Origin of the sequence: Aurantimonas sp. NFXS3 (assembly GCF_049132005.1) — a bacterium.
GTDB classification, from domain to species: domain Bacteria; phylum Pseudomonadota; class Alphaproteobacteria; order Rhizobiales; family Rhizobiaceae; genus Aurantimonas; species Aurantimonas coralicida.
The window spans coordinates 1-5,801 of record NZ_JAGDDZ010000018.1 but is presented as its reverse complement, the minus strand read 5'-3'; the positions used below and the strand labels follow the sequence as shown (position 1 = coordinate 5,801).

Below are 5,801 nucleotides of genomic sequence, written 5' to 3'. Positions count from 1 at the left end.
CGTGCTCTTTGAAAACTGAAGATTGAGAAGAAAGAGAAGCGTGGGCGGCGGATTGTTTGCCTGGAGCTTCGTGTCGGTTTCCTTTCCGATTGCGAGGCATCCATGAGAGAACGATCGATCGTTATCACGTTTCGGTATGAGAGTGTACGGCTCGAGCCTGACTGCTGCGGTCTTCGGATTGCGGTGTGAGGTTCGGGCAGGCTGGATCTTTTTGCACTGGTTGGCAGGAATGCTGACTGGTGATTGTGCGTTTGGTTTTGGCCGAGCGGGCAGGGGGTCCGGTTTTAAAAGTATCTCTCGTCGAATGCTTTGAGACAGTGACTAATGGTCGGGAACAACTCTTATCAAACCTGAGAGTTTGATCCTGGCTCAGAACGAACGCTGGCGGCAGGCTTAACACATGCAAGTCGAACGCATCCTTCGGGGTGAGTGGCAGACGGGTGAGTAACGCGTGGGAATCTACCCATCCCTACGGGATAGCTCCGGGAAACTGGAGATAATACCGTATACGTCCTCCGGGAGAAAGATTTATCGGGGATGGATGAGCCCGCGTTGGATTAGCTAGTTGGTGGGGTAATGGCCTACCAAGGCGACGATCCATAGCTGGTCTAAGAGGATGATCAGCCACATTGGGACTGAGACACGGCCCAAACTCCTACGGGAGGCAGCAGTGGGGAATATTGGACAATGGGCGCAAGCCTGATCCAGCCATGCCGCGTGAGTGATGAAGGCCCTAGGGTTGTAAAGCTCTTTCAGTGGGGACGATAATGACGGTACCCACAGAAGAAGCCCCGGCTAACTTCGTGCCAGCAGCCGCGGTAATACGAAGGGGGCTAGCGTTGTTCGGAATTACTGGGCGTAAAGCGCACGTAGGCGGACATTTAAGTCAGGGGTGAAATCCCGGGGCTCAACCCCGGAACTGCCTCTGATACTGGGTGTCTTGAGTGTGGTAGAGGTGAGTGGAATTGCGAGTGTAGAGGTGAAATTCGTAGATATTCGCAGGAACACCAGTGGCGAAGGCGGCTCACTGGACCACAACTGACGCTGAGGTGCGAAAGCGTGGGGAGCAAACAGGATTAGATACCCTGGTAGTCCACGCCGTAAACGATGGAAGCTAGCCGTCGGAGGATTTATCCTTCGGTGGCGCAGTTAACGCATTAAGCTTCCCGCCTGGGGAGTACGGTCGCAAGATTAAAACTCAAAGGAATTGACGGGGGCCCGCACAAGCGGTGGAGCATGTGGTTTAATTCGAAGCAACGCGCAGAACCTTACCAGCTCTTGACATGCCTCGACGGTATCCGGAGACGGATGCCTTCCTTCGGGACGAGTGCACAGGTGCTGCATGGCTGTCGTCAGCTCGTGTCGTGAGATGTTGGGTTAAGTCCCGCAACGAGCGCAACCCTCGCCCTTAGTTGCCAGCATTCAGTTGGGCACTCTAGGGGGACTGCCGGTGATAAGCCGAGAGGAAGGTGGGGATGACGTCAAGTCCTCATGGCCCTTACGGGCTGGGCTACACACGTGCTACAATGGCGGTGACAGTGGGCAGCCAACTCGCGAGAGTGAGCTAATCCCAAAAAACCGTCTCAGTTCGGATTGCACTCTGCAACTCGGGTGCATGAAGTTGGAATCGCTAGTAATCGTGGATCAGCATGCCACGGTGAATACGTTCCCGGGCCTTGTACACACCGCCCGTCACACCATGGGAGTTGGTTCTACCCGAAGGTGGTGCGCTAACCTAGCAATAGGAGGCAGCCAACCACGGTAGGGTCAGCGACTGGGGTGAAGTCGTAACAAGGTAGCCGTAGGGGAACCTGCGGCTGGATCACCTCCTTTCTAAGGACGATCCCTCACGGCGTCCGGTCCGTCATCTCGCAAGAGGTGGCCCGCCGGGCTTCCCGTATCGGATTGTTTTAGAACAAAGGTCCCGTTAGTCAGACGGGGCCGCGCAGAACAAGAGCGCCAACGAACCCTTCGCAAGGAGGGTGTACGGCGTGATGGCAGGCACCGCCGCCTTCGTTTCTCTTTCTTCCCTGGATGAATTGCCGGACCATTGCGTCTGGTGTCGCAGGCCCGTCACGGGTTTGTGGGACCGGTAGGCTCGACACGGTTCGGGCCCGTAGCTCAGTTGGTTAGAGCGCACCCCTGATAAGGGTGAGGTCGGTAGTTCGAATCTACCCGGGCCCACCATTTGGTCGGCACCGGTCGACGGCACCCGGACATGGGGCTTTAGCTCAGCTGGGAGAGCACCTGCTTTGCAAGCAGGGGGTCGTCGGTTCGATCCCGACAAGCTCCACCATTCGTCGGCAGTCGCCATCCAGGAGAAAGACAATAGTTTGCAGCCTCGAACTTCGGTTCGTGTGTCTGCCTGTTCTCAATCATCATCGTGAAGAAGAAGACGGATCTCGAAGGTCGTCATTTTGGCCAGCTTTGCTGGTCATGCCCCGCTCAGGGTTTGGACGATCTGTCGACGAAAGGTTCTAAGTGAAGGGTTCATCGCCCGGCACTGGAGACAACAAGCCTTTCGTCCCATGATCGATGTGCCTGACCGCACATTGTCGGGGTCTGTCTCAAGAAGCTGGTCTTTCGTCGATCGGGTTTAGCCGCCCGGTCGACAGATAGAACACCGCTGCAGGATCTTGGACGAGGTTGCACACCTTGCCGGGATTTGCGGTGTTCGAAGAGGACATTGTGAATGTTCGCCTCTCTCTCCTGGTGCCGCTGATGCGGGGCCGGGATGGTGGGCATTGACGATGAGAATGATCAAGTGACTTAAGGGCATTTGGTGAATGCCTTGGCATGCACAGGCGATGAAGGACGTGATACGCTGCGATAAGCCATGGGGAGCTGCGAATAAGCTTTGATCCGTGGATTTCCGAATGGGGCAACCCACCTTTGACGCCTGTTAAGTTCAAGCGGTTGGCAAGACTTCGTGTTTTGCGAACCGTTTGGATTAACAGGTGTCTATAAAAGGTATCTAACTCTGAATACATAGGGGTTAGAAGCGAACTCGGGGAACTGAAACATCTAAGTACCCGAAGGAAAGGACATCAACCGAGACTCCGTCAGTAGCGGCGAGCGAACGCGGACCAGGCCAGTGGCCATCGAGAGAAGAAGCGGAACAGGTTGGAAAGCCTGGCAAGAGTGGGTGATAGCCCCGTACGCATAATGTCTCCGATGGTCCTCGAGTAGGGCGGGACACGTGAAATCCTGTCTGAAATTAGGGGGACCACCCTCTAAGCCTAAGTACTCGTGCATGACCGATAGCGAACCAGTACCGTGAGGGAAAGGTGAAAAGCACCCCGACAAGGGGAGTGAAATAGTACCTGAAACCGAATGCCTACAAACAGATGGAGCTCAAGGTTCGTCCTGGGTGACATCGTACCTTTTGTATAATGGGTCAGCGACTTAGTCTGGCGAGCAAGCTTAAGCCGATAGGTGGAGGCGTAGCGAAAGCGAGTCTGAACAGGGCGTTCAGTTCGTCGGATTAGACCCGAAACCGAGTGATCTAGCCATGAGCAGGTTGAAGGTGCGGTAACACGCACTGAAGGACCGAACCCATATCTGTTGCAATAGATCGGGATGACTTGTGGCTAGGGGTGAAAGGCCAATCAAACTCGGAAATAGCTGGTTCTCCGCGAAATCTATTTAGGTAGAGCGTCGGATGAACACTCCAGGGGGTAGAGCACTGAATGGGCTAGGGGGTCTCACCGACTTACCAAACCTAATCAAACTCCGAATACCTGGAAGTGCTATCCGGCAGACACACGGCGGGTGCTAACGTCCGTCGTGGAGAGGGAAACAACCCTGACCACCATCTAAGGTCCCCAAGTTATGGCTAAGTGGGAAAGGATGTGAAGATTCCAAAACAACCAGGATGTTGGCTTAGAAGCAGCCATCATTTAAAGAAAGCGTAACAGCTCACTGGTCTAATCAAGAGTCTTTGCGCCGAAAATGTACCGGGGCTCAAGCCATACACCGAAGCTGTGGGCTCGTCTTTGACGAGCGGTAGCGGAGCGTTCCGTAGGCCTGTGAAGGCGGACCCGTGAGGGCTGCTGGAGGTATCGGAAGTGCGAATGCTGACATGAGTAACGATAAAGGGAGTGAGAGACTCCCTCGCCGAAAGTCCAAGGGTTCCTGCTTAAAGTTAATCTGAGCAGGGTTAGCCGGCCCCTAAGGCGAGGCCGAAAGGCGTAGTCGATGGGAACCACGTTAATAATCGTGGGCCTGGTGGAGAGTGACGGATCTCGTGTATCGTACGGTCTTATTGGATTGATCGTGCGGTGAAGAGGTTCCAGGAAATAGCCCCACCGTATAGACCGTACCCGAAACCGACACAGGTGGACTGGTAGAGTATACCAAGGCGCTTGAGAGAACTATGTTGAAGGAACTCGGCAAATTGCACGCGTAACTTCGGAAGAAGCGTGACCCCCATTTACGCAAGTGGGTGGGGGTGGCACAGACCAGGGGGTAGCGACTGTTTATCAAAAACACAGGGCTCTGCGAAGTCGCAAGACGACGTATAGGGTCTGACGCCTGCCCGGTGCTGGAAGGTTAAGAGGAGGGGTGCAAGCTCTGAATCGAAGCCCCAGTAAACGGCGGCCGTAACTATAACGGTCCTAAGGTAGCGAAATTCCTTGTCGGGTAAGTTCCGACCTGCACGAATGGCGTAACGACTTCCCCGCTGTCTCCAACATAGACTCAGTGAAATTGAATTCCCCGTGAAGATGCGGGGTTCCTGCGGTCAGACGGAAAGACCCCGTGCACCTTTACTATAGCTTTACACTGGCATTCGTGTCGGCATGTGTAGGATAGGTGGTAGGCTTTGAAGCGTGGGCGCCAGCTCGCGTGGAGCCATCCTTGAAATACCACCCTTATCGTCATGGATGTCTAACCGCGGTCCGTCATCCGGATCCGGGACAGTGTATGGTGGGTAGTTTGACTGGGGCGGTCGCCTCCTAAAGAGTAACGGAGGCGCGCGATGGTGGGCTCAGACCGGTCGGAAATCGGTCGTCGAGTGCAATGGCATAAGCCCGCCTGACTGCGAGACAGACAAGTCGAGCAGAGACGAAAGTCGGTCATAGTGATCCGGTGGTCCCGCGTGGAAGGGCCATCGCTCAACGGATAAAAGGTACGCCGGGGATAACAGGCTGATGACCCCCAAGAGTCCATATCGACGGGGTTGTTTGGCACCTCGATGTCGGCTCATCGCATCCTGGGGCTGGAGCAGGTCCCAAGGGTTTGGCTGTTCGCCAATTAAAGCGGTACGTGAGCTGGGTTCAGAACGTCGTGAGACAGTTCGGTCCCTATCTGCCGTGGGTGCAGGAGAATTGACAGGATCTGACCCTAGTACGAGAGGACCGGGTTGGACGTACCTCTGGTGGACCTGTTGTGGCGCCAGCCGCAGTGCAGGGTAGCTATGTACGGTCGGGATAACCGCTGAAGGCATCTAAGCGGGAAACCCACCTGAAAACGAGTTCTCCCTATCAGAGCCGTGGTAGACCACCACGTTGATAGGCCGGGTGTGGACGTGCGGCAACGCATGAAGCTTACCGGTACTAATCGCTCGATCGGCTTGATCATTCTCATTCGTCAATGCCCACCCAAACAGGGTGCGCAACACAATCACAATGCCCTCCCAAGACCAGCTTCCAACTTGCCATTTGCCGACCTGGTGGTTCTAGCGGGGCGGCCGCACCCGATCCCATTCCGAACTCGGCCGTGAAACGCCCCAGCGCCCATGATACTTCGTCTCAAGACGCGGGAAAGTCGGTCGCCGCCAGGTCTGCAAATCGCAAGTTGTC

The 5,801-nt window shown here is 55.3% G+C and carries 2 tRNA genes and 3 rRNA genes; all 5 read left to right on the top strand.

Going from position 1 to position 5,801, the window contains the following annotated elements:
- Positions 1 to 346: 346 nt before the first annotated feature.
- The 5 genes from J3367_RS20930 to rrf all read left to right on the top strand — a co-directional run bounded on the left by J3367_RS20930 (position 347) and on the right by rrf (position 5,782).
- Positions 347 to 1,833, top strand: a 16S ribosomal RNA gene (locus J3367_RS20930).
- Positions 1,834 to 2,110: 277 nt separating this feature from the next.
- Positions 2,111 to 2,187 (top strand) — tRNA-Ile (locus tag J3367_RS20925).
- Positions 2,188 to 2,220: 33 nt separating this feature from the next.
- Positions 2,221 to 2,296: transfer RNA gene (locus tag J3367_RS20920), tRNA-Ala, on the top strand.
- Between the two features lie 462 nt (positions 2,297 to 2,758).
- Positions 2,759 to 5,580 (top strand): 23S ribosomal RNA (locus J3367_RS20915).
- Positions 5,581 to 5,667: 87 nt separating this feature from the next.
- Positions 5,668 to 5,782: ribosomal RNA gene (gene rrf, locus J3367_RS20910) — 5S ribosomal RNA — on the top strand.
- Together the 16S, 23S and 5S rRNA genes with 2 tRNA genes alongside form the textbook arrangement of a ribosomal RNA operon.
- Positions 5,783 to 5,801: the final 19 nt, after the last annotated feature.